Annotated in this window: 17 protein-coding genes; 8 read left to right on the plus strand and 9 right to left on the minus strand. The window is 42.1% G+C overall.

Annotation, left to right across the window (positions count from 1 at the left end; all coding sequences use genetic code 11):
- Positions 1-163 precede the first annotated feature (163 nt).
- Positions 164-1,300, plus strand: coding sequence for a SpoIIE family protein phosphatase (locus HWQ40_RS31105; RefSeq protein ID WP_292785711.1), 1,137 nt, complete (start codon positions 164-166; stop codon positions 1,298-1,300).
- Here the strand turns inward: HWQ40_RS31105 and HWQ40_RS31110 are convergent, their stop codons facing one another.
- The 4 genes from HWQ40_RS31110 to HWQ40_RS31125 all read right to left on the minus strand — a co-directional run bounded on the left by HWQ40_RS31110 (position 1,301) and on the right by HWQ40_RS31125 (position 4,151).
- Positions 1,301-1,627 (minus strand): STAS domain-containing protein, encoded by a 327-nt coding sequence (locus HWQ40_RS31110; protein WP_292785712.1) that lies wholly within the window; start codon positions 1,625-1,627, stop codon positions 1,301-1,303.
- An 821-nt stretch (positions 1,628-2,448) separates the two neighbouring features.
- A complete protein-coding gene (grpE, locus tag HWQ40_RS31115) occupies positions 2,449-3,159 on the minus strand; it encodes a nucleotide exchange factor GrpE (RefSeq protein WP_292785713.1) in 711 nt (236 codons plus the stop codon).
- Positions 3,160-3,227: 68 nt separating this feature from the next.
- Complete coding sequence (locus tag HWQ40_RS31120; RefSeq protein WP_292785714.1) at positions 3,228-3,719, minus strand: Dps family protein; 492 nt, start codon at positions 3,717-3,719, stop codon at positions 3,228-3,230.
- 168 nt (positions 3,720-3,887) lie between these two features.
- A complete protein-coding gene (locus tag HWQ40_RS31125; RefSeq protein WP_194043156.1) occupies positions 3,888-4,151 on the minus strand; it encodes a ParB N-terminal domain-containing protein in 264 nt (87 codons plus the stop codon).
- 115 nt (positions 4,152-4,266) lie between these two features.
- On the opposite strand from HWQ40_RS31125, the gene HWQ40_RS31130 reads away from it, so the two are divergent.
- Positions 4,267-5,964, plus strand: coding sequence for a SpoIID/LytB domain-containing protein (locus tag HWQ40_RS31130; protein ID WP_292785715.1), 1,698 nt, complete (start codon positions 4,267-4,269; stop codon positions 5,962-5,964).
- A gap of 268 nt (positions 5,965-6,232) precedes the next feature.
- On the opposite strand, the gene HWQ40_RS31135 is transcribed toward HWQ40_RS31130, so the two are convergent.
- The gene (locus HWQ40_RS31135) at positions 6,233-6,532 is read right to left on the minus strand and encodes a ferredoxin (protein ID WP_292785716.1); all 300 of its coding nucleotides are present in this window, start codon (positions 6,530-6,532) and stop codon (positions 6,233-6,235) included.
- A gap of 800 nt (positions 6,533-7,332) precedes the next feature.
- On the opposite strand from HWQ40_RS31135, the gene HWQ40_RS31140 reads away from it, so the two are divergent.
- Positions 7,333-8,349: a Gfo/Idh/MocA family oxidoreductase gene (locus tag HWQ40_RS31140; protein WP_292785717.1), complete on the plus strand. Its 1,017-nt coding sequence runs from the start codon at positions 7,333-7,335 to the stop codon at positions 8,347-8,349.
- Positions 8,349-9,143: a type I methionyl aminopeptidase gene (map, locus tag HWQ40_RS31145; protein WP_292785718.1), complete on the plus strand. Its 795-nt coding sequence runs from the start codon at positions 8,349-8,351 to the stop codon at positions 9,141-9,143. Before HWQ40_RS31140 ends, map begins: the two co-directional genes overlap by 1 nt.
- A gap of 197 nt (positions 9,144-9,340) precedes the next feature.
- On the opposite strand, the gene HWQ40_RS31150 is transcribed toward map, so the two are convergent.
- Positions 9,341-10,693, minus strand: a complete 1,353-nt coding sequence (locus tag HWQ40_RS31150; RefSeq protein WP_292785719.1) for a pentapeptide repeat-containing protein — start codon at positions 10,691-10,693, stop codon at positions 9,341-9,343.
- Positions 10,694-10,723: 30 nt separating this feature from the next.
- Here HWQ40_RS31150 and HWQ40_RS31155 point away from each other — a divergent pair, with 30 nt between their 5' ends.
- Entirely contained in the window at positions 10,724-12,235 is a 1,512-nt protein-coding gene (locus HWQ40_RS31155; protein ID WP_292785720.1) for an FAD-binding oxidoreductase, read from the plus strand.
- 123 nt (positions 12,236-12,358) lie between these two features.
- On the opposite strand, the gene chlP is transcribed toward HWQ40_RS31155, so the two are convergent.
- Positions 12,359-13,579: a geranylgeranyl reductase gene (chlP, locus tag HWQ40_RS31160; protein WP_292785721.1), complete on the minus strand. Its 1,221-nt coding sequence runs from the start codon at positions 13,577-13,579 to the stop codon at positions 12,359-12,361.
- A gap of 190 nt (positions 13,580-13,769) precedes the next feature.
- Here chlP and yidD point away from each other — a divergent pair, with 190 nt between their 5' ends.
- Both yidD and HWQ40_RS31170 read left to right on the plus strand, forming a co-directional pair.
- Positions 13,770-14,279, plus strand: a complete 510-nt coding sequence (gene yidD / locus HWQ40_RS31165; RefSeq protein ID WP_292785722.1) for a membrane protein insertion efficiency factor YidD — start codon at positions 13,770-13,772, stop codon at positions 14,277-14,279.
- 94 nt (positions 14,280-14,373) lie between these two features.
- A complete protein-coding gene (locus HWQ40_RS31170; protein WP_292785723.1) occupies positions 14,374-15,390 on the plus strand; it encodes a sulfate/molybdate ABC transporter ATP-binding protein in 1,017 nt (338 codons plus the stop codon).
- Between the two features lie 153 nt (positions 15,391-15,543).
- Here HWQ40_RS31170 and HWQ40_RS31175 read toward each other — a convergent pair whose 3' ends face one another.
- Positions 15,544-18,372, minus strand: coding sequence for a pitrilysin family protein (locus HWQ40_RS31175; RefSeq protein ID WP_292785724.1), 2,829 nt, complete (start codon positions 18,370-18,372; stop codon positions 15,544-15,546).
- Positions 18,373-18,769: 397 nt separating this feature from the next.
- Here HWQ40_RS31175 and HWQ40_RS31180 point away from each other — a divergent pair, with 397 nt between their 5' ends.
- Complete coding sequence (locus HWQ40_RS31180; RefSeq protein WP_292785725.1) at positions 18,770-19,237, plus strand: hypothetical protein; 468 nt, start codon at positions 18,770-18,772, stop codon at positions 19,235-19,237.
- Positions 19,238-20,023: 786 nt separating this feature from the next.
- Here the strand turns inward: HWQ40_RS31180 and HWQ40_RS31190 are convergent.
- Positions 20,024-20,179 carry a hypothetical protein gene (locus tag HWQ40_RS31190; RefSeq protein ID WP_292785726.1) on the minus strand — a complete coding sequence of 52 codons (156 nt, stop codon included), beginning with the start codon at positions 20,177-20,179 and terminating at the stop codon, positions 20,024-20,026.
- Positions 20,180-20,376: the final 197 nt, after the last annotated feature.

The raw sequence follows: 20,376 nt of genomic DNA on the forward strand, positions 1-20,376 counted from the left end.
CCGTTCGCGCTAGCGTCTCCCCTTCGGAGAAGCAGTATCCGGAGGGTACGATAAGCGCTATAGCAGCATCTCTGTATTGATACTACTAGCTTATTAGCTCATATCATATTTTTATTTTCTATTTTGACAAAAAATTATTAATGAGTGTTTTCAACAAATTTATATGTTTCAAATACTAATAATTGATGACGACTATTCAATAAAAATACTCCTGAAAAGGATGTTGGAAAAACAGGGTTATGAAGTAGTTACTGCCAGTAGCGGCGAGGAAGGAATAGAAAAGGCACTAGCTTATCGTCCAGCACTAATTATTTGTGATTGGATCATGCCGGGGTTGAATGGTCTGGAAGTTTGCCACCACATTAAGACAGACCCCAAATTTTCTACCACATTCTTTATTTTATTAACATCCTTAGATTCCGTTGCCGATTGCGTCAAAGGTCTAGACGCTGGTGCTGATGATTTTATCTCTAAACCTATTGAGCATAACGAATTACAAGCGAGGGTAAGAGCAGGATTACGCCTGCATCAGTTGAGTAGAGATTTGCAGGCTCAAAAGTTGCTTCTAGAATCAGAAATGTCAGAAGCAGCAGAATATGTGCGATCGCTGCTACCTCTTTCTATGACTGAACCTTTCAATATAAATTTCCGATTCATTCCTTCACGACAACTCGGCGGTGACTGTTTCGATTACTATTGGCTCGATGATGACTATCTAGCAATTTACTTACTCGATACTGCCGGACATGGACTAAAAGCTACTCTTCCCTCTGTTTCAGTGCTGAATCTGTTGCGTTCCCGTGCGCTCAAAGGTCTTGATTACTATCAACCTAGTGATGTATTGAAGGCTTTAAATGACACTTTTCAGATGAATTATCAAAATGATAAATACTTTACCATTTGGTACGGAGTTTACAACCGAATCAACCGCCAGTTAATTTATGCTAGTGCAGGTCATCCACCAGCAGTTTTAGTAACTGGCATATCTCCAAGAAAGTCTGAAGTTAAACTATTGAAAACCCCTGGTATGCCAGTTGGCATGTTTCCAGAGGCAAAATATGTTGATGAGTTTTGCAATATTGAAAAATTCAGTACCCTTTATATTTTTAGTGATGGTGCTTATGAAATAACTAAATCAGACGGCACACTTTGGAGTTTGGATGCTTTTATTCAGCTACTAGTTAGCTTACAAGATCCTGTTGATAGCCAACTCGATCGCGTACTCAGTTATTTAATAGCTCTCAACTCCAAAGATGCTTTTGATGATGATTTATCTATTTTGCAAATGAAGTTTGATTAATTACGTATTAGAGACTAAAACCTGATTAAATGCATCTTGACTGGGAAAGATTTCAAATACTTTATCCATATTAGTCAGTTCAAATAATATCCTGACTTGCTCATTAATAGAGCAGAGAACAAGCTTGGCATCTGCTGCTCGCAAGGTTTTAAAAGCTAATACTAAAGCTCCTAAACCTGAACTATCCATAAACGTTACATCTTTAAAATCAACTAATACAATTTTCGGACCACTTTCTAGAATATCAGTGATATTTTGTCGAAAGTCTTGTGAGGTTGTGGCGTTCAAATTACCACTGAGCTTAATAACTTTTACTTGTTCTCTCATAATTATGTCACTCTGACTTATGTAAATAATACTCTGATTTCGCTATTATAGAACATTTAAAAATGCTTGTAAAATAAAATTTAAAATTAGATATTGAGTAATCATTGATAATTAATCAGGATAGATAAAGATTAATTATAAAATTTTGAATCTATTTTTTTGTAATTCAAAAAAACCATGAGCTTAATTAAGTATAGTTTTTTTACTAGAAATAGACTAATTATAAATCAACCAGCTAAGTAAGTCGGCATGATAAACAACTGGTATATTTAATTTTGTAAAAATGTTAAAATAACCAATTTATAAGCCGTTCGTTAATTTGATGTTTTATCATGTATTTTGATTTTTTAACGCCGACTTACTTGCATATTATGGATTTAAATATATAATACTTACTTAGATACAAGCTGAAGTTACTGCTTTTCAGATTATTTAACAAAAATTTTTGCAAAACTGAGATTCTCCAATAAATCTGATGAGAATAGCTATCATTAAGTAATTCAAAATTCAAACAGTCTTAGCTACGTCTACGCATAGCTTAACCGAGTCTAGCAGTAGCTTTTTCTCCCTGAGTGCTTATGATAGTAACTAGGATCTACCTTTATTTATGTCCAATTACTTACATAATTGAAAGAATTTACTTCTGAACTACCGCTCTAGAGCTAAAAACTTAGGTTTCAAGAGCGCCAAGCAAGCTAGAACCGACACCAAGGTTTTAAAAGAAGTTTTCCGAAGGCGATCGCCTCTGCTATTTTAGTATTCCCAATATCTGTCATTTTTCGACAGACAATACAAAAAGTAAAGAGTTATGAATTTGTAACTCATAACTTCTCACTCTCTGAAACAGGACTCACTTTCGCTCTGTAAAGCAGCTTCTCACCTTGAAGGTAGCCAGTGTAGCGTATTTTGACCGTTTCTCCAGGTTGTGCAGTTCCCTCCAGCAATTGGTGCAGTTGGGGATCGTAAGGTAATTCTGCTCCCACAGGTGCGATCGCTTCCACTCCCCACGCCTGTAAAAGCTTTTCCAGGGGTTTCTGCACCAACGGTACTATTTTCACTGCTGCTAGCTGGGGATTCTCCTGCGCTTTCTGTGCTGCTGTTGGCCATTGCAATAATAAAGACTCCAGCAGTTGCAAACTCGACTGCTGGAGTTCTTGTAGCAATAATTCTCGCTGTTGTTCTAATTGAAACTGCGAGCGATCGTACTCTTTTCTTAAATCTGTAATTTCTTGTAACAATTCCTGAGTAGGCGCTGTATTCTCTTGTAACAACTCTACGCTTGAAAAAGTTCCGATTAATTCATTCAATGGCATCTGTAGCACTGGTGAAAGCTTAAGCAGCACATCTACCCGCATCTGCTCTAACTTTCCTTGGCGTAAGCGCAAAAGTTGATGCTCTGAGACACCAGCAGCGCGACTCAGCGCCTTAAAACTAGAAATACCTACCTGTTGCATTAAATCTTGCAACTTTTGGGCATTGGGCATTGGGCATTGGGCATTGGGCATTGGGTATGGGCATGGGGCATGGGGCATTGGCGATTAAGTTTTTCTTTGTCCCCTTATACCCTATACCCTATACCCTATTCCCTCTTCCCTATTCTTTATTCTTCCAGTAAACTTCTCAACATCCAAGCTGTCTTTTCGTGTACTTGCATCCGCTGAGTCAATAAATCGGCCGTAGGTTCGTCGTTAACTTCCTCTATCACGGGGAAAATAGACCGTGCAGTTCTGACTACGGCTTCTTGTCCTTCCACAAGTTCCTGAATCATCTCCACAGCTTTAGGAACTCCAGGAGTTTCTGGAATCGAACTCAGTTTGGCATATTCGCTGTAGGTTCCTGGTGCGGGATAGCCAAGCGCTCTAATTCTCTCGGCTATTAAATCAACTGCTAAGGCTAATTCTGTATACTGGGTCTCAAACATCAAATGCAATGTTTGAAACATCGGCCCCGTTACATTCCAATGGAAGTTATGAGTTTTCAAATACAGTGTATAAGTGTCAGCCAACAGGTGAGATAAACCATCGGCAATTTTAGCCCTACTCACCTCGTCAATGCCGATATTTACATTTTTGACTGTTACTTTCGATGACATAATTTTCTCCTAATTAGGTTATATGTAATGGGGGATTGGAAATTGGGCATCGGGAATTAGGGATTGGGCATGGGGCATTGGGTATTGGGCATTGGTTATTAATTATTCTCCCTCATCTCCCCATTCCCCATTCCCCATTCCCCATTCCCCATTCCCAATCCCCATTTTCTATGCCAAGTGCATCTTCAAAACGCTACGGGGTGCTTTACGGACTCTTGCTAAAACGGTTTCTTTGCCTAAACGTTGGCAAGCTTCATACCGATGGCAACCAGAAAAGCCATAATATTGTCCATCTACTTCTAGGACATCAATAGGTTCTTGCTGCCCAATCTCCGCAATCGATTCCATTAAGGCTTGTACTTTATTTGGATCGTTTGTACGGGGCAATGGCCGTTTTATCTGATTTAATGGAATTTCTTGGACTCTAACCATAAAGAGTTTATCCAACTAGTTCTGTTTTTTGTCTCTATATAAATCATAGTCATTATGACTTCGTTTTGCAACTAATATTTAGGGCAAAATTGGTAATGGTATCATTGGAGCATTCATGCGACAAAAAAACCGCGCTACAAAGCAATTGGAAAATCAGCTCCAACGACGCATTAAGGGGCAGAAGACGCTTGAGTACTCGCTATCGCTTCCCTATCAGGTAGCCATGAAATTTTCGTTTTGGCGTTTTCCCCACACTGTGCTGACAACATTTTGTCTATTGGGACTGACTGCTGCATCAGGGCCTGAAAGCAACATCCAGGATATAGAACTGAAAATTGGGATTGTGCAGCGATTTGGCGATCAACCCACAGCCAAGTTGCAACTGGAACCCATAAAAGGCGATCGCTTAAGGTTAAAATTTCAAGCGGGCAATAAGCAGCAAATACTGTTTACTAAGAATCCTGTAAAGCTGGAAACAGTCATGCAACCTTTACCCCAGTCAGCAGTCGAAGAAGTAGTAGTTTTGGGCACATACCGCACTTTTGAAACTGCGGAAGACAGTGCTAATAAATGGCGTTCTCAGGGAATGGAAGTGGAAATAGCCCAGCCAGAACGCTGGCAGGTTTGGGCAAAACGAGATGTTTACAGCACTCCTTTACTGCGACGCTTGTTATTACAAAACATCCAAGCCTCTACCCAAGAAAAAGTATATCTTGATACTAAAGTTTTAAAGCAAGTGCCGCGAGTGAGTTGGGTGGTAGATGGTAATCGCTATAGCCCGAATGACTTGGAAATTAGCACTGATAAAAATTTGATTCGGGTAAATAAAACCGAAAAACAAGAGTTTGCTCGTCTTTATGCAGGTCGAATGAATTTGCAGCCAAATTCTTATGGCACATATACTCTCGTTAACCAAGTACCTTTAGAAACTTATTTGCGTGGGGTTGTACCTTACGAAATAGGCACAGATGCACCAACAGCGGCGCTAGAAGCCCAGGCAATTCTCGCTCGGACTTATGCCTTGAGAAATTTACGCAGGTTTGCCGCAGATAACTATCAGTTGTGTGCTGATACTCACTGCCAAGTTTATTATGGGTTGAAGGGAGCAGCTGCCAAAACAGACCAAGCGATCGCCTCAACCAGGGGTAAAGTACTAACTTATAAAAATGAACTTGTAGACGCCCTGTATTCTTCTACCACTGGTGGCGTCACCGCTTCTTTTAGCGATGTCTGGAATGGCGACGATCGCCCCTATTTGCGTCCTGTACTAGATGCTCCGACTAATTTTTGGGACTTATCTAAGCAGAGTTTAGCAGATGAAAAGAATTTCCAGAAATTTATTAATACGCAACAAGGATTTAATGAAAGCAAGTGGGATATGTTTCGTTGGCATAAGGAAACCCCTTTAAAGGATATTATCAAGGACTTGCAGAAATTTTTACAGGTGAAAAACAGTCCCCATGCCAAATTTAAGACAATTCAGGCTATGGCAGTAGTGGAGCGAAGCCAGAGTGGACGTATCCTTGAACTTGCAGTTAAAACCGATCGCAGCACCTTTATTTTGCACAAAGACGAAGTTCGCAGTGCTTTTGCAGCGCCGATAAGTACGCTTTTTTACATAGAACCCCTGAACAAAGGCAAACCGGAACTCTGGGGATACGCTTTTATTGGTGGTGGATTAGGACATGGAGTCGGCTTGAGTCAAACTGGCGCTCAAAATTTAGCAAAACTAGGTTGGTCAAGTCCAAAAATTCTCCAATTTTACTATCCTGGTACTCAGATTCAAATTCTCAACAAAGAGATTAAGCTTTAAGCTAATTGCCATTGAAGTTGCATCTTGAGCTAGGAATCGGGAGTTAAGAAGAGGCAAAAATAGAGAGGAAACTCCATACTTAAAAAATTAAGCAGGAACACAAGATTTACTGTGTTCCTGCTCAACATAAAATTAGACTTTTTGTCAAAGTCACTTTCAGAGGTACACACGGCATTGCATTGCAAGGGTGTTAACTCTAGATATCTTGCTTCTATTTTGTCAACATTAGTAACTCTTGCAAGAGGTTTATGTTTGAGTCGCTTAACTCTTAGTAAAGGTCTTCTTCTTTGTGAGTTTCGATTGTTACGTCAGAGGTTGGGTAAGCAACACAAGTCAGTACATATCCCTTTTCTATTTGTTCATCATCTAAGAATGACTGATCGCCCTGATCGACAGTACCCTTGGTGATTTTACCTGCACAGGTCGAGCAAGCACCAGCACGGCAAGAGTAGGGCAGGTCAAGACCAGCTTCTTCAGCAGCATCTAGAATATAGACATCATCATCAACGTCAAGTACTTGGTTCAGCCCTTCGGACTCGTTGAGTAGTGTCACTTTATAAGTTGGCATTGAGTAATCCTCTCTTTTGCAAACGGCAGTATAAGTTATCTTAAGGCAAAGGTCACGGCTGTTCTGTGGAATTAGCCGCTGGTTTAAATTTGCTTCAATTCTGATACTACGAGAAAATTTAAACGATGTAACTGGAAATTGAACCCGATTAGTAATGAAATTTAGTTACTTAATCCTGATAAGTTTTATTTATATTATTTTCTACCTTAGTCGGGTTGTAATTAGAAAAAATTATAGTTTACAAAAGGAAATATGAGTAAGGTTAATGCTATCTATATTTTGTTAAGACTTACACAGAAGCTGATTTTTCACAGTATCTAGAAAACCTCTCTCTAAATCTCTCCTAAAAGGAAAGAGACTTGGAATTTTCCCCCTTAGAGTGTCGGGAAGGGGTTTAGGGGTTAAGTTTTCGTGGGCTTTACCAGATGACGTAAAAAGTCAGACGCAGAAGATATCCCCCAACTCCTTTAAAAAGTAGAACTGTTTCATTTTCTAATCTGATTTAGACACGTCCCTTATACATGAAAGAACATAACAGTAGAGACGTAATTTTTCTTTTACCATTTTTTTGTTGACAAAGTTCTTAACTTATGAAAAAACAGTCCTAGTCTCAAAAAGGGGGCTTCTCTTTTGAAGTCTTCCTTTTTGAGCATACGTACTTCTATCTAGCTTCAAATAAAGTCTTATTTGTCCTTGAGGGGGTAGGACGAATGTTGTAGAGTCTAGACTGGTGAACCCCATGAAGAGAGAATCTCACCGCTAGAAGCGTGGGAAGATCAAAAACAGAACTAATGAGGATTATGTATAATTCAGAAGCAGCTTTGGAAAAAGCAAGAGTGCGTGTAGGTTTGGTAGGTACTGGGTATGCGGCAAAGTTCCGGGCTGAGGCATTGCTCCATGATCAGCGATCGCATATAGTCGCAGTTGTTGGTCATACAAGAGAAAAAACCGAAACCTTTGCCAGAGAGTACCAGATTGAAGTCTTGAGTACTTGGCAAGAGCTAATAGAGCGTGAAGATATAGACCTAGTAGCGATCTCCACTATTAATCGAGATCATGGTGCGATCGCTCGTGCAGCGCTTAACAATGGCAAACACGTAATTGTGGAGTATCCCCTTTCGTTGGATGTAGTCGAAGCTGAGGAACTGATTGCCTTAGCCAAAGCACAAAAAAAACTCTTGCACGTGGAACATCTAGAACTTTTGGGTGGTTTGCATCAAGCCTTGAAGCAAAACTTAGCCAAAGTTGGGGAAGTGTTTTATGTTCGCTACAGCACCATCAATCCCCAAAATCCCGCACCTCGTAAATGGACTTATAACTACGAGTTGTTCGGCTTTCCCTTAATTGGTGCCCTGTCTCGCCTACATCGCCTCATCGATTTATTTGGTACAGTATTTACTGTTAACTGTCACCAGCGATATTGGGAAATAGAACCGGAATACTACCAAACCTGTTTATGCACTAGTCAACTCTGCTTTAACAGTGGACTTTTAGCCCAAGTAGTCTATGGCAAAGGCGAAAGCATTTGGCAATCAGAACGCAAGTTTGAAGTTCACGGTGAAAAAGGTGGTTTAATTTTTGATGGCGACACCGGAATATTCGTCCAACCAGGGGAAACAACACCTATAGAGGTTGGCCCTCGCCGGGGTTTGTTCGCCAAAGACACGAGTATGGTTTTAGACCATCTTTTTGACGGGACTCCTTTGTATGTTACCCCAGAGGAGAGCTTGTATACCCTCAAGGTAGCTGATACTGCACAAAGAGCTGCACAGACAGGGTTAACTATGTTTATGAAACATACTTTAGATAAAAGTTAATGAAAACTGAGAAAACTGAACTAATTGTTATTTTATCCCAGAGAGAATTAGACAAAATGCGTCAAGCTGGGCGTTTAGCTGCTAAACTTCTCCAGCATCTGGAACCGTTTGTGAAGCCAGGGATTAGCACTCTTGAACTAAATGATGAAGCCGAACGTTGGACGCAAGCGCATGGAGCAAAAAGCGCACCCCTTGGCTATAAGGGTTATCCTAAGTCGATTTGCACTAGTGTCAATGAGGTAATTTGTCACGGCATTCCCAACGCCAAGCAAATTCTTAAGGAAGGCGACATCATTAATATTGATGTCACGCCGATTGTTGAAGGTTATCACGGCGATACATCCAAGACATTCTTTGTTGGTACTCCTTCTCCAAAAACGAGAAAGCTGGTAGAGGTGACAGAGGAATGTTTGCGTTTGGGTATTGCTGAAGTTAAACCTGGGGCACGCATTGGCGATATTGGTGCAGCCATTCAAGAGTATGCTGAAGGACAAGGCTTTTCTGTAGTGCGAGATTTCGTTGGACACGGCATCAGTAACATTTTCCATACTGCACCGGATGTTCCCCACTATGGCACACGCGGTAAGGGCAAGCGCCTCAGACCAGGGATGGTTTTTACCATTGAGCCAATGATTAACGAAGGTACTTACGAAGTCGAGGTTCTGGGCGATAAATGGACTGCTGTAACGCGCGATCGCAAGCTTTCTGCTCAATGTGAGCATACCTTAGCTGTAAGTGAAGACGGGGTTGAAATCCTCACGCTACCAGAAGGCGAGAATTACTGGGGTGTATGACCGAAAAAGACTCATGATACAAGCCCCTAAATTTATTTATGGAGAAGAAAAAAATGTATTTCGAGACCCGTTGCGCGTTCGCCCTTGGCGTCTCGTAGAGAGAAATACGGCGTCCGTTTACAAGCCCATAAATTTATTTATGGGGATTAAAAATGTTTGACTTTTGACTTTTGACTTTTGACTTCCGCCTTGCGGTACTATCTTCCCAATTTATTAGGAATGCCTTCACAACCACCAGGAATAGTACCTCTAGTTTTTTCGCCACCCCAAGTACAACAGTAGTTACGTGTAGACTCAGACATCCGTTGGACATTGCTGAAATCGGCATTTTCCACCACAGCGCCAGTTTGTTCGCCGGTTTCATAATTTGGTGGTTCAGTGCGACTGCGGGGCGATGCTTTATCTACTACACCATAGAATAGGCGAATCCCATTGATGTCGGCACCATTGAGATTAGCATTATATAAAATTGTGCGGGAGAGGTTGGCTTTTACTAAGTCGCAATCGGCTAGGTTAGCGCGGACAAGATTAGCTTCGCTGAGGTCAGTCCAACGCAAATCAGTACCAGAAAGGTCGGCTGCGGCTAGCATTACGCCTAAATCGATGACGCGCACACCTTCGAGGCGGTCTTCTGCATATCCGCCAGTTCCATCGAGAATGGCTCGACCTAATAGGCGATCGCGTTTTAGGGGTGACAGCAACTTGGAACGTGAGAGAAAGCGGAGAATTTTCGCTTTCCCACTACCATCGACACTACTTAAAATTGCCGCAGTGCGTCCTTCAGCGATCGCTCTTTCTTGGGGCCAATCTTCTAATAATCCTTCTTCATCTAATACCAAGTCTGAAATGCCTTGGAAATAGGAATCAATTGTCTGTTGCTGGGTGATAATATTTTGCTGAACTGTCAGCAGGTTTTGCTGAATTGTCAAGTCTTTGGAAATAACATATTGTCGCCATGCTACGTAAACGGCGATGATGGCGATGAGAATTTGCCCCAAAGCACCAAACCATTCGGCTAGGCTACCAGCAGTTTCCCAGTTAATCTGGCGTCCTAAAAGCAGCAAGCGATCGCCTACACCTGTGAATCTGATCAAGCCGATAATGGCTACTATTAGTCCCAAAAAGGCCACAAACAGGGTGCGTTCTTGGGGTGAAAACCATTCGTCTAAAACTTCTTGCAACCAAGGCAATAATATCGCCAGGGATAACAGCAAAGCCATCAGCGTTCCGATAATGCCAATGATCCAGTTATTGAGGATAATTCCCATGAAGGTGATGGCGATCGCGATTAGAGTAATCAGCAATGCCCTCGGTTTAACTGTGAATTGGTTGGTAATGGGTTGCTTGAAGTCAGAACGGGCTTGTTTGAGAGCAGTTGTATGTTGCGGAGATTGCAAAGATGCGATCGCTGCTAGTGCTTGTTGTGTCGCTAGTACTTCTGAGCTTAGGTTCTTCTCAGTTGCACTACCGTCAAAGTCATCTGGCTGCAAGTCATTTTCGGGGATAGGTTTTGGGGTTGGTAGATTAGAGGAATCGGATTCAATCGTCATGTTTTCTATTTTGCCCCCTCAATCCAGGTTATGCAGCGTTCCTACCGCAGTAAATTCTTAAAAAGCAGGCTGAAGATTATCCTGCTTGTCCTTTTGGCAACTACCACTATTGCCCTGACAGTCATTGCCAGACCTGTTACTCACCTGACTTTAATAGCCTGGAGCGATCGCGATGACCGTCAACCTCTGCTTCCTGGCACAGTTGATGATGCCAGTCACTTGAACCAGACACAGGTGACAATTAAGCAGGTTAAGAGTCAGCCTGGAGTTACTGAGGTAATACTACAGTCTGTACTTAGAGATGCCTTGCGTCAAGGTAAAAAGGTAGCGATCGCAGGTTCACGCCACACTATGGGTGGTCATACTCTGTATGTTAATGGCATCTCCCTGGATATGCTCCACTTCAACCGGATGCAATTCAACCCGGCAACTAAAATCCTGACGGTGCAATCAGGAGCTAAATGGTCTGAGATTATTCCCTATTTAAATGAACGTGGCTATTCTGTCGCCGTCATGCAGTCCAACAACGATTTTTCTGTGGGTGGCACGATGAGTGCCAATGCTCATGGCTGGCAACATAATAGTCCCCCCTTTGCTAGCACAGTCGAACGTTTCCGGTTAATGCTGGCAAGTGGCAAGGTTGTGGAGTGTTCCAGACAGGAAAACCCAGAGTTATTTTCTCTAGTTTTAGGCGGTTACGGACTATTTGGGATCATTCTTGACGTGGACTTGAGAGTAGTACCCAATGAAACATATATAGCTGAACGGTTCGTAATTAAGAGCGACAACTATATTGATACCTATCGACAACGGGTAGATGATGCAGCCACTATTGGTATGGTATACGGTAGACTTTCTGTCGCACCGGAAAGCTTTTTACAAGAAACTATTCTTACCACCTATCACCGAGTTCCAGAAACAACCCCCGCTATTGTCTCTTTAGAAAAACAAGCCGAGTCTGGATTACCTCGGACGGTTTTCCGTGGCAGCATCGGCAGTGACTATGGCAAAAGTTTGCGCTGGCAACTAGAAAAAATCGTTGGAGGAGAAGCCGGAAACCGGGTTTTGAGAAACCAGATTCTCAACCGTTCCTCCACCTTATTTGAGAATCGTCACCAGGCAGAGACTGACATCCTGCATGAGTACTTTATTCCCCCTAAATCTCTGGAAGCGTTTTTAGAGAAGTGTCGCACCATTATTCCCCAGAACGAAGGGGATTTGCTCAATGTCACGGTGCGAAATGTTCACCAGGATAACGACAGTTTTCTCAGATATGCCGATCGGGAAGTTTTTGGATTGGTGATGCTGTTTCATCAGCAACGCACCCCAGAAGCGGAGGCAAAGATGCAGGTAATGACCCAGAAACTGATTGAGGCAGCCCTAGCAGTCGGTGGTAAATACTATCTCCCCTATCGTCTTCATGCCACACCGGAACAATTTCATAGAGCTTATCCACAAGCTACTAAATTTTTCGCCCTCAAGCGCAAGTATGACCCAGATGGGATTTTCCAGAATTATTTTTACCTGAAATACGGCAGTTAGAGGGGCGTATTGATATATGTTGTGGGGTGGGCGTCTCGCCCGCCCTGATTAATAAGCGTGCAAGATGTCCACCCCACAAAATTGGTAATTTATTTGTTGCAAGTCCCAGTCCTTTGCACTCAATTAAGGTGCAAGAGCATTACCGCGAATTAGGCTACCAATGGTTTTGGCAGTAATTTTCAGTTGGGTGATGGGATTAGCTGGGACAACCGTCTTATACAGATAGCTATCGAATGTTAGCCGCTGGACATCGAGGTCATCGCACATTTCCACAAACGCCTCGCGGGTGGCGTCAGAACGATAGAACACGCTTTGCAGAATGTCCAACACCTTGTAAGTGAGTCCGTATCTTTTATCCCAACGCTTCAGGTAAACCTTAAGGTCGCCTTCTGTAGGAATACGACTACCACTGTTAGATGCTTCTACAATTGTTTCGGCACACATCCGCCCAGATTTAGCAGCAAAATAAATACCTTCACCAGAAGACTTGGTAACGTAACCAGCAGCATCTCCCACCAAAGCGATGCGACCGACAACACGACGGGGACGGGGATGTTCAGGAATGGGGTGGGCTTCGACTTTGATGATTTTACCGCCTGCTAACTTCTCGGAAGCACGGGCACGGATACCAGCTTGTAACTGTTTGATGCTGGCTTTATTGATGTGCATTGTACCGGTACCAACAGCTACGTGGTCATATTTGGGGAAAACCCAAGCGTAGAAATCGGTAGAAACGTCATCACCGACATACATTTCGGCGAGGTCGTTATAGTAGGCCATTTTGTCTTCGGGTAAGCGAATTCTCTCTTGGAAAGCGATCGCATAATTGTAATCCCCAGCGTCCATTTCTTTGGCAACGCGGGAATTAGCCCCATCTGCCCCAATAATTAGATCCACTTTCAGAGTTTTGGCAATACCCTGTGATATACCATCTGTGTGGTCAATGTAATGAATGGTATAGGGATCGGTATTGTTTCCTGGTATATCGAGTTTATGAACAGTGGCATTAATTAAATTTGCGCCTACTTTTGCCGCGCGATCGCGCAAAAAGCCATCTAGCACTTCCCGGCGGCACATTCCTATATATTCATCTTCATTTATCAGATTGATATCAACCTCACGATTGGAAGGTGAAATCATTTTCATCTTCCGAACCCGGCGATCGATAATCTCTGGTGGTAAGTCAAATTCACTCACCATACATAGGGGAATTGCGCCCCCACAAGGCTTTGCATTGTCTAGCTTCCGCTCAAACAGGTAGGTTTCAATCCCAGAGGCTGCCAGTGTTTCTGCGGCAGATGAACCAGCAGGGCCTGACCCAATAACAGCAACCCGTAGTGTCAAAGGTCTTTCTCCCAATCTTCACATTTACCGAGAGCATACTACCACGGTCTTTCTGATGATTTGGCGCTTTACCTTCAGGTTTCTGCACAAATGCAATATTCCTTAATGTTTCGATACGAATTGGGATTGGGAAGAATGAAGAATATTGGCTAGTCCGCTATGCCCCATACCCCATTCCCAGTTCTAAAATATGCAGATTTCCTTGTTCGATTCTTTTACTAGACAAGTTAGTACCACCGTAATTACTGGGTATCAAAAGCACATTTCCCCGCACAAAGGTTTTGCTTGTGCCCACAGAATACTATATGGCGGCGAATCTTGCTCTCAATACATCAAGCAGGTAGTTGCCAAGGAAGGGTTAAAAGCAGCTTTTATTAATTCACGTGAACGATTTCAAGCTTGCAAGCAAGCTAACCAAATTTTGCGAATGCATAGCGATAACTCAGAAGAATCCATAGAGGAGGAAGCGGACACGCAGCAATCACAACAAGCACCTGGTAAAGTTGCTCAAAAATCCTCATTTATTAGTAGCGACAATACTGACTGTTTTGATTGTGCCGATTTGGGCTGCAATTGTGCCGAGATGGTTAGCATGACTCCTGATTGTGCTTCCCTCGATTGCAGTGGTGCTGACTGTAGCTTCCTTGATTGCAGTGGTACTGACTGTAGCTTCCTTGATTGCGGCAGTTGCGCTAGCTAAATCTTCTTCATCCATAAATAACAATGTATGGTATATGTAAGACACAGTAATCCTACCAAGGATCTGTAGATTTAGTTGCAGAGGTATAGAGGCAGTGGGTATAGTAGTTGAGAACGTCTCCAAACAATTCGGGAGTTTCAAGGCAGTCGATCAAGTCAGCCTGGAAATTAAGAGTGGTTCGTTAGTTGCGTTGCTAGGGCCTTCGGGATCGGGTAAATCAACGCTATTACGGTTAATTTCAGGTTTAGAAATGCCAGATAGCGGCAAAATCCTGCTTACCGGTAAGGACGCTACATACCAAAGTGTGCAACAGCGAAATATTGGCTTTGTGTTTCAACACTATGCCCTATTCAAGCATCTGACTGTCAAACAAAATATTGCTTTTGGCTTAGAAATTCGTAAGGCACAGCCAAAGAAGATTAAGGGGCGGGTAGAACAGTTACTGGAATTGGTGCAATTGAGTGGATTAGGCGATCGCTATCCATCACAACTTTCTGGTGGTCAAAGACAACGGGTAGCTTTAGCCAGGGCATTGGCAGTAGAACCGGAAGTTTTACTACTAGATGAACCCTTTGGCGCACTTGATGCTAAAGTTCGCAAAGACTTACGGGCATGGTTACGCCGCCTCCATGATGAGGTTCATGTTACCACGGTTTTTGTCACTCACGACCAAGAAGAAGCAATGGAAGTCTCCGATAAGGTTGTGGTGATGAATAAAGGACGTGTGGAACAGGTGGGGACACCATCTGAAATTTACGATAATCCTGCCACCGCATTTGTAATGAGCTTCATCGGCCCGGTGAATGTATTACCCAGCACCTCAAAGATTTTTCAAAGCAGCGGGTTTGATGCGCCACACCCACAAGTCTTTTTGCGTCCGCAAGATGTGATTTTAGAAAAGGTTGCCAACGGTACCACTACACCTGCAACAGTGAGCCGATTGATACATTTGGGTTGGGAAATTCAGGTAGAATTAACTTTCGATGACGGGCAAGTAGTGATGGCACATTTAACACGCGATCGCTTTAATGACTTAGAGTTAGAACCAAAACAGCGAGTGTATGTGAAGCCAAAGGATGCAAAGTCTTTCCCAGTGTCTTATTCAATTTGAAGGGGGCAGGGGGCAGGAGGCAGGAGGCAGGAGGTGATATTAGCTATCCTAAATCATTTGTGAACAATGAGATCCCCGACTTCTTAGAGAAGTTGGGGATCTTGTTATTGCGATTTTTACCAATCAGATAGGATTGCTATGTGTCTGAAATAATTAGCTACCCTTGGTTACACTATCTCCAGGACCGGCGGTGACAATCACCAGATTTTCTGGCTTAATTAAATCTTCAATTGCCTGTTGCATATCAGTCATAGTGACTGCTTGAATCCGCTGAGGAAACTCTCGGATCTCTGACCGTGAAAGCCCTAAAACAGCATTGTCCAAAATAATACCTGATACATTACTAGGATTAGCTAAATCCACGGGGTAGCTATTGGTAATTGAGCGTTTTGCTGTGTTGAATTCAGCCTCAGTTACTCCTTGCTCGCGTAACTGTTTTAGTAGAGCGAGAGTACTGGCGATCGCTTTTTGGGCATCTCCAGGAGCAGTTTGCATTTGAATCAAGAACGGGCCAGGATTGATTCCGGCGGCAAAAGCACTATATATACCGTAGGTTAAACCTTGGCGATCGCGCACTTCTGTACCCAGACGGCTTGCTAAGGTATCACCACCCAAAATTTGATTTAGCACCAGTGCCGCATAATAACGCGGATCTTTCCGAGAGATGCCATTGTAGCCGATGTATGTGACAGCCTCAGCTTTACCGGGAATTACTTTATTTAGTTGTGTCAAAGTTTGCGGTAATGGTACGGTTTGTATTTTGAGAACAGGTGGCTTACCTGTAGCTTGCCATTTACCAAACACCTCATTTAGCAAAGCTTTTACCTTAACTGAATCAAAGTCTCCAACTATTGCGATCGTTGTGGTATCCGGTCGGTAGTGTGTCTGGTAGAAACCAAGCAAATCATTACGAGTAATAGTCTTTAAACTCTCGGCTGTGGGAAAACTGTGGAATGGATGATTTTCAGGGTAAATTGCCTGTTGGAATACTTGCTTTCCCAAACCTCTAGGGTCATCTAGCTGGACTTTCAGGCTTGTCAGTGCCCTTTGGCGACTCAGTTCCAACTGATCGGCTGGGAAAGTGGCGTTTTCTAACACATCTGCCAGAGTTTGAATCAATGTTGGCAGATTTGCTGAAAGTCCCTCACCACTGACGTTAGTTCCCTCGCGGCTAGTACTGAAGCTCAAACCGGCTCCCAGGTCTTCTAAAGTTTTTGCTAGGGTCAGAGCATTTTTAGTCTGCGTCCCATTCATTAAGTTATTTGCAGTTAGATTCGCTAATCCAGCTTTTTGATTGCCGTCAAATTCAGTACCAGCGTCAATTTGTCCACTCAGGTTAATGGTGGGAAGGTTGCGATCGCTTAACAACAAAACCTTCAAACCATTCTTTAAGGTAAACTCTTCTGGTAGTGATTGTTTATTAGAATCTGTCTCTGATGTAGCAGGTGGCAAATATTTTGCTAGTTCTGCTGGATCTACAGGCTTTCCAGGGCTGAAATTTTCCACCGTGCGACTAGAACCAGCGTTAGAACTCCCTGGTTTACCATCTGGTTGAGTCGGCTCAAAGAAGCCGATGGTTTGTTGAGCCGGATTGAGGTAAGTTTTCGCTGCTTTCTGGACTTGAGCAGGGGTAACTTTAGCGATCGCAGCTAGATACTTTTCAATAAAATGATAATCCCCTGCGATCGTTTGGTTATATCCCAGTTGATTAGCCTGACTAGTGATATCTTGGTTTCCCAAAATATATGAGGCTTGCAGTTGCGTCTTCGCTCGGTTCAATTCTTCTGAAGTAACAGGCTTCTCTTGCAATTTTGCTAAAGATTCCTGAAGTACCTGGGCAATTTTACCCAACTCTTGACCAGGAGCCGCTGTAGCATTAATTTCATACCAACCCGGTTCGATCAGTTCAGCAGCACCGCCACTCACTGAACTCGCGAGTCCAGATTCTACCAAAGCCTGATAAAGCCGAGAACTACGTCCACCTGTGAGAATAGCATCCATCAAATCAATTGCCGGAACATCAGGATGTTTGATATCTGGCAGAGGATACACTGCTTGCAATAGTGCTGCACTTCCAGGTTGCTTGAGGACAATCGGCGCTTTTTTCGCAACAGGGGTAGATGGGGAAGCGTCAGCGATAGAATTAGATGCTAAGAAACGATCAAGTGCTCTGGTTGCATTATCAACTGCTTCATTCTGTAACGTCTGGTTTTTTGCTCGTTGCGATAACTTACCAAAAGTTTCTTTCACAACTTTGAGTGCAGGTTCTGTGGCAAAATCCCCGGTAATCACCAACGTGGCATTTTCTGGGCTGTAGTAGGTTTGGTAATAATTCCCTACCTGCTCCACCGTGAATTTCTCGACATCGGCTTTTGTGCCTCCCACAGATAAACCATAGGCTCGATTGGGGAAAGCAGCTCGCATCACTGCCCGACTCAGACGATAACCTGGTGAATTTTCGTATCCCTGTAACTCGGAGATCACCACCCGCTTTTCACTGGTGAGTTGTTCAGGCCCAATTAAGGAGTTTTCCATGCGATCGGCTTCCAGTGTCAGCAGTGCTTCCAATTTGTCTCGCTGCACTGTGCCAAAGTAAGCTGTTTCGTCATAACTAGTAAAAGCATTGAACTGGCTACCCAAGGCACTAAATAACCGTCCAAACTGTACTGGACGGTCATTTGTGCCTTTGAACATCAAATGTTCTAGCTGGTGAGAAATACCATTCTCTCCCTTAACCTCGTTGCGTGAGCCAACTTTATACCAAACTTGCACACTCACCACTGGAGCAGTATGAACTTCTTTGGTTAATACCGTTAAGCCGTTGTCCAATAAGGTTTTTTGCACGCCTTGGGTGAACGAGAGAGCAGAGACAGGTGTGATTGCTGTTGGTGTTGCAGCATTAGTGAAATTACCTGACAAAGGCACGATAGTTAAAAGAAGGCTGAGGAAAAATCCTAGAAGCATGTATGATCGCCGTTTCATAAGCAATACAAAATTTCCAAGCTTAAAATAATACCCCAAAGGGTGTTTCAAAATCTAAATCTAACTCAAGTTGCTAGTTATGGAGGGAATAAGACAAAAATGAAATCAAATCCCCTCAAAATAAATGTGGCAGGAGATGATGTGTAAACTTATTGCTGCACTACTTTTTTGCCCGTAGCATATCTGGGTACATTTGTTAAAACTACCCAAGGGTTATCAGGTTTGCAGATCAAACTTTTACAGAATATTAGAAATTATTGCAAATAGATTAACAAGCATTGCAATGTTTTCCATTTTACACGATTGTAGTAATATCTACTTTTAAAATTGATTTGATACCTGTTGTCATCCCATTCGGGTAAGTATCTCTGTCAAACTAGCAAAAACTTTTTTAGATATGCAAACAAGAAACTTAATTGGATCGTTCACATTAGGTATGCTGTTAACAGCAATACCTGTATTATCAGTTAATGCCTCAGAAGTAGTACCAAACTTATACCAGTTTCAAGGTAAGAATGTCAGCATTAGTTACTCAACGACAAGCTTTATTGGCAAGCCCCTTTTTACCTATAAAGATAAGCAACAGACATTAAACTTTCAAGGTACTGAGCAGATCCGTAGTGTAGAAACAGAAATTGGTACACTAGTAACTGTAACTATCCGTAAGACAGTAGATACTGGCAATACCGTATTTACTTTGATCTTACCCCGTGTAAACCTTGGAAAAAGCAAATCAGCCGTAGTAGAAACTAAGGGAATCACAACAACAAACCTCTTTTCTGTGATTCCTAAATTCAACCAGGGGCAAAGACAAACTTATACGACAATCCATTTGACTGGTACAGCCCAAGCTGTCGCGTTTTAACTACATAAGAAGGATAAAGATATTAAACTTTTTGCTTAGATGGAGCAAAGCATTAAGGGTGAAAGTAAATAATTGTTTACCTTCACCCTTTGCCAAGGTTAATATCGTGTCATTTATGAAATAGATAATAATTTAAATCAAGTAACGATTATTTTAATTCAGCATCGAAGTAGAGTTTATGAATAAATTTAAGATATATATAGGAATCCTACTTGAATCTTGCTCAGTATACTGAGAAGTCAAGCTTTGTATGTCAAGCTTCTAGGCAGCTTGATTGTTCAAAAATCAAATAGGAGTCCTATATTAAAAATAGGTAATTTAGGCGATGCCTACGGCGGTAAACTACGCTCTCTCCCCTCTTCTCTACAATTACCGTTTAATTTGTTTAGGAAACTTAGGAATTAACAAAGATTGCTCTAATTCACCTTGCTCATTATAGAATTTAATTTGACCGAGACAATTTTGGATTTACGATGTTTGGATTTTGGATTAAATCTAAATCTAGAATCCAATCATACGTTTCAAGCCTCTCCGTTTACGGAGAAAAAACAAAAAAGTTCAATATTTAAGCCTCTTCTTTACAAGGAGAGGTTAATCCAAAATCGTAAATCCAAAATCTAAAATTGAATGACCTTGTTCATTACATAACCATACTTCAATAGCTTGAGCTTCTAAATATAAATTTCTTTTAAATTCTATTTCTTCCAAAGTGTTACCAGTTGATTTGACTTCTACACAAATCTCTGGTGCAATAGACGCTGATACTTCATCTTCAATTTGAGAAAATCATTCTTCTGAACACCAGACAATATCAGCAACTTTCACACCGTCTGATGTGTTGATAGCACATTCTGGCATTACTTCTCCTGTATTCAATAAAGATTCCAATAAACGTTGAATTCTTCCTTGATAAAAAGAATGTTTAATTTTGACTGGACTCATGACGATTTGACCCCATTTATTTAATTCAATTTTGAAGGGTAAATCTTGTAATTGTTTGTGTTCGCAAACTTATTCCCATCTCATAGTTAATATCTGCCTAGAGTGATTGATTGAATTTTAACTCATCTATCAATATTAAGACTCACCCTCTGATTGCAGAGAAGGAGAGTAGAAGCAAACTCAGTCGTACTATTCTA

The organism is Nostoc sp. NMS9 (assembly GCF_017114995.1).
Classification (GTDB): domain Bacteria; phylum Cyanobacteriota; class Cyanobacteriia; order Cyanobacteriales; family Nostocaceae; genus Nostoc.